Here is a 4,313-nt window from a genome sequence, read left to right as displayed (position 1 = left end):
CCCGGCAGCTGCGCCAGGCATGTCCGCCGGCGGACATGTTCGCGGCCGGCAAGCTGGAGATGCAGACTGGCCCGATTCACACGGTCAAGCCCTTGAAGCTGACCGTGCCTTTGGGCCGCCTCAGCGCGGTGACTGGAGTTTCCGGGTCGGGAAAGTCGACCATGGTTCTGGAATCCCTGCTTCCGGCCATCCAAGCCCAGGCGGCCGGCACTCCCCTGCCTGACCACGTCAAAAGTCTGGCCAGCGGCCGCATCAAGCAGGCCAAGCTGATCGATGCCAGTCCCATCGGCATCAACGTCCGCTCGACTGTCGCCACTTATGCCGGGATTCACGATGACCTGCGGCGGACTTATGCCAAGCTGGAGCAGGCCAAAAAGGCCGGCTGCAAGGCGGGCGACTTCTCTTATAACACCGGCCGTTTGCGCTGTCCGGAATGTGACGGCACCGGGACGATTTCTCTTGACGTGCAGTTTCTGCCCGACGTCGACATCGTCTGCCCGGCCTGCCGCGGATCACGCTATTCCAAGGAAGCGGCGGCTTTTAAGAGAAAGTGTGCTACCGGTGAAATGCTCTCTTTGCCGGACTTGATGGAAATGCCGGTTGACCAGGCCTTGAAGCGGCTAAGCGACTTAAAGCCGGTTGCCCGCAAGCTGCAGACCCTGCATGACTTGGGCCTGGGCTACCTGACTTTGGGTGAGCAGACCCCGCTGCTTTCAGGCGGGGAGGCCCAGCGGCTCAAACTGGCATCAGAAATGACCCGGGGACAGGAAGATACCCTGTTTGTCTTTGACGAGCCGACGATTGGCCTGCACCCGCTGGATGTGGCCACGCTGATCCGGGTCTTTCAGCACCTGCTGGACCAAGGGGCAACCTTGATCGTGATCGAACACGACCTGGACCTGATCCGCAATGCCGACTGGATCGTCGACCTGGGTCCGGGGGGCGGCGAGGAAGGCGGCAGGATCGTTGCCGCCGGCACGCCGGAGGAGATCAGGAAAAACCCCGCCAGCATCACGGGCCGCTATTTGTAGACAAAAATACCTTCAGAAGAATTGCTTCTGAAGGTATTTTGCTGCTCTTTTTTAGTTTTAGAAAAGCTTGGCGTTTTCGCACAGGCTGTCGAAGTGTTCCCAGAACTTGTCGTAGTTGGCGGAAGTAACCAAAGTCATTGGACGGCCGTCTTCAGTTTCAAAGAAGCGGGCAGCCCGGTCGCCGTCGGTGTATACGTCGGACTTGGTTTGCCGGGTAGTAGCGATTTCCGGGTAAAGGGCGCTCATGGTGGTCAAAACGTCCCAGAGATAGTAAGTCGAGTCGACTTCAAAGGAGTTGACCAGGGCGTAGACGTAGCCCAGGAATTCAAAGGCTGGATACTTGCGGTTTGAGGCAAAGTGCTGCCGCATTTCGTCAGTCAAAGGCAGTTCTTCGGTTGATTCCAGGCCGACTTGCTGGATCTTGATCTTGGAGTCCCAGACCGTCTTGCAGGCTTCCGGGTCCCACCAAGCATTCCATTCCTGGCTTCCGTCAGCGCATGGCGCGTAAACATTGCCGTGGGCATTGAGGGAACCGCCCATCCAGTAGAGTTCGTCGATCTTGTCTTGGATGCTTGGGTCGATTTCCAGGGCCCGGGCCAGGTCGGTCAAGGGACCGGTAAAGACCAAGGTGACTGGGCCGTCAGCGGCGTGGATCTTGTCGATCATGTCCAAGTGGGCCGGCTTGGCAGCCACTGGCGTGGATACCGTGCCTTTTTCATTTAAAATCGGGAAGTGGTCGACTGAGAAAGCCGAAACCCGCCAGGCTTCCGGGAACTGGTGCACGGCCCGGGAATTGGACTTGGCCACTTCCAGCTGGTCGCCGCGCTGGTTGAAGCGGTCGATCAGCTTGCGGGAAGCGGACACGCCGGCTTCAACATAGCCGTCGGCATCGGTCACGCCGACCCCGATCAGCTTGATGTCAGGGGCCAAAAGCATCAGCAAAAGCGAAGTAAAGTCGTCCATGTTGCTGTCATGGTTCAAGTAGAAATTTTTCATTGAATCGTACCTTCCTAAAATCCTAATCTAGTCCTACCAAAGACATTATACGTGATAAAGCCGGGAAAGACAGCTCTTTTTCCATAAAAAAGGGGCTTTTCCAGCTAAAAACGAACGAGTTGCCTGCAAGCCGGCGGATCGTTAAAATGCTTTTGCCAGCCGGATAAAATATTTTTTGGATTGAAGGCCGATCAGTGTTAGAATAAAGCTTTTCGTGATAAAATCTTACGGTAAAAGAATCACGGGGGGATCGAAAATGGCGAGTCAATTAATTGAAAACAAACTGAAGCTGCTGCCGGAGAAACCTGGCTGCTACTTGATGAAGGACATCAACGGCCAGGTGATCTATGTTGGCAAGTCAAAGAATCTAAAGAACCGGGTCCGGTCTTACTTCAAGAGCAGCCAGGAGGGGCGGCGGGCCGAACTGGTCAAAAACATCGCCGACTACGACATCATCGTGGTCGATTCCGACAAGGAAGCCTTCCTTTTGGAAATCACCCTGATCAAGAAATACCAGCCATACTACAACGTGGCCCTCAAGTCGGGGACCGGCTACCCTTATATCGAGATCACCAACGAACGCAATCCGCAAACCCGCCTCACTTCAATCGTCTACAAGGACAAGGGCTATTATTTTGGCCCTTATCCCAATGTCTACGCGGCCAGCGCGACTCTGAAATTCATCCAGAAAGTATTTCCCCTGCGCCGCTGCAGCGGCTACACCGGCCGCCCGTGCCTGTACTATCACATGGGCCAGTGCCTGGGAAGCTGCTTTAAAGAAGTCCCCAAGAGCGCTTATGATGAACAAATCAAGAAGATCAAGCGCTTTTTGAACGGGGACATTCAAGACGTCAAAAAGGACCTGACGGAGAAGATGCTGGCCGCCTCGGCCAATCTGGAGTTTGAAAGAGCCGGGGAATTGCGCGACCAGCTCAAGTACATCGAGGAAACGGTTGAAAAGCAAAAGATCATTTCCAACGACCACACGCAAAGGGACATTTTCAACTATTACGTCGACCGCTCCTGGATTTCTATCCAGGTCTTCTTCTTGCGCCAGGCCAAGCTGCTGCGGCGGGAGTCACACATGTTTCCGCTGACTGACGAGACGGATCCGGAAGACGAATTCATGTCTTTTATCGCCCAGTTCTATGCCCAGAAAAACCGGGTCAAGCCCCGGGAAGTCCTGGTGCCCAAAGGCATTGACCAGGATGAGCTGGCTGCGGCCATCGGCATCAAGGTCCGGACGCCGCAGCGGGGGCAGAAGGCTTCTTTGATGGAAATGGCCCGGGAAAATGCCCAGCTGAAATTGGACGACAAGTTCCGCCTGCTGGAATTGGGCCAGCGCAAGACCAAGGGGGCGCAGGAAGAGATCTTCAAAGCCCTGGGCCTGCCTTATGGCTCATATATTGAAAGTTTTGACCACTCTCACATTCAAGGGGCCGACCCGGTTTCGGCCCTGGTGGTCTTCAAGGACGGCGAGCCGTTTAAGACCGGCTACCGGAAATTCAAGCTCAAAGGCGAGGTTGAGCACCAAAACAGCGCCGATGAAGTCGGCAACACCCGGGAAGTGGTGCGGCGGCGCTACAGCCGGCTTTTAAAAGAACACCAGCGGATGCCGGATCTGATCCTGATGGACGGGGGGCAGATCCAGGTTGAGGCCTGCGAAGACGTGCTCAGAAACGAGCTGAACCTGGACATCCCAGTTGCCGGCATGGTCAAAGACGACAAGCACCGGACCAACCACCTGCTCTATGGCGATCCTTTCAACGGGCAGCCTTTCCGGCTGATTCCGATGGATCCCAAATCAGAGGGCTTTTATCTGATGACGCGGATTCAAGACGAGGTTCACCGCTTCGCCATCACCTTCCACCGGCAGACGCATGCCAAGAACTCCTTAGTCAGCCGGCTGGACACGATCAAGGGCATCGGGCCCAAGAGCCGGACGAAGCTGCTGCGGGAATTCGGCTCCTTGAAAAAGATCAAGGAAGCGTCGGTCGATGATCTGCGCAAGGCCGGTTTGACCCTGCCGCAGGCGCAAGCTGTCAAAATTTCCCTTTAGCTATTTGGAAAAATAGCTTATTATAAAATGGTAACAATTAACGAAAGAAAGAAAAGGTTAAAACAGAATGCCAACTCCTTCAACATTTGTTGATCAAACTAAAATTGAAGTCCAAGCCGGAAAAGGCGGGGACGGCATGGTGGCCTTCCGCCATGAAAAATTCATGCCTAACGGCGGTCCAGCCGGCGGGGACGGCGGCCGCGGCGGCTCGATCATTTTTGTGGCTG

2 protein-coding genes and 2 pseudogenes are annotated in these 4,313 nt (G+C 55.2%); 3 read left to right on the top strand and 1 reads right to left on the bottom strand.

Annotated features, from left to right (window positions below):
• Positions 1–1,031: pseudogene (locus lacNas_RS13050) on the top strand (excinuclease ABC subunit UvrA); the annotation flags it as partial.
• A 57-nt stretch (positions 1,032–1,088) separates the two neighbouring features.
• Here the strand turns inward: lacNas_RS13050 and lacNas_RS13045 are convergent.
• Positions 1,089–2,027 carry a nucleoside hydrolase gene (locus lacNas_RS13045; protein WP_201332131.1) on the bottom strand — a complete coding sequence of 313 codons (939 nt, stop codon included), beginning with the start codon at positions 2,025–2,027 and terminating at the stop codon, positions 1,089–1,091.
• 256 nt (positions 2,028–2,283) lie between these two features.
• On the opposite strand from lacNas_RS13045, the gene uvrC reads away from it, so the two are divergent.
• Positions 2,284–4,086, top strand: coding sequence for an excinuclease ABC subunit UvrC (gene uvrC / locus lacNas_RS13040; RefSeq protein WP_201332130.1), 1,803 nt, complete (start codon positions 2,284–2,286; stop codon positions 4,084–4,086).
• A 67-nt stretch (positions 4,087–4,153) separates the two neighbouring features.
• A pseudogene (gene obgE, locus lacNas_RS13035) lies at positions 4,154–4,313 on the top strand (GTPase ObgE); the annotation flags it as partial.

Origin of the sequence: Lactobacillus nasalidis (assembly GCF_016587775.1) — a bacterium.
In the GTDB taxonomy this organism is placed as follows: domain Bacteria; phylum Bacillota; class Bacilli; order Lactobacillales; family Lactobacillaceae; genus Lactobacillus; species Lactobacillus nasalidis.
This window is presented reverse-complemented; position numbering and strand designations above follow the sequence as displayed.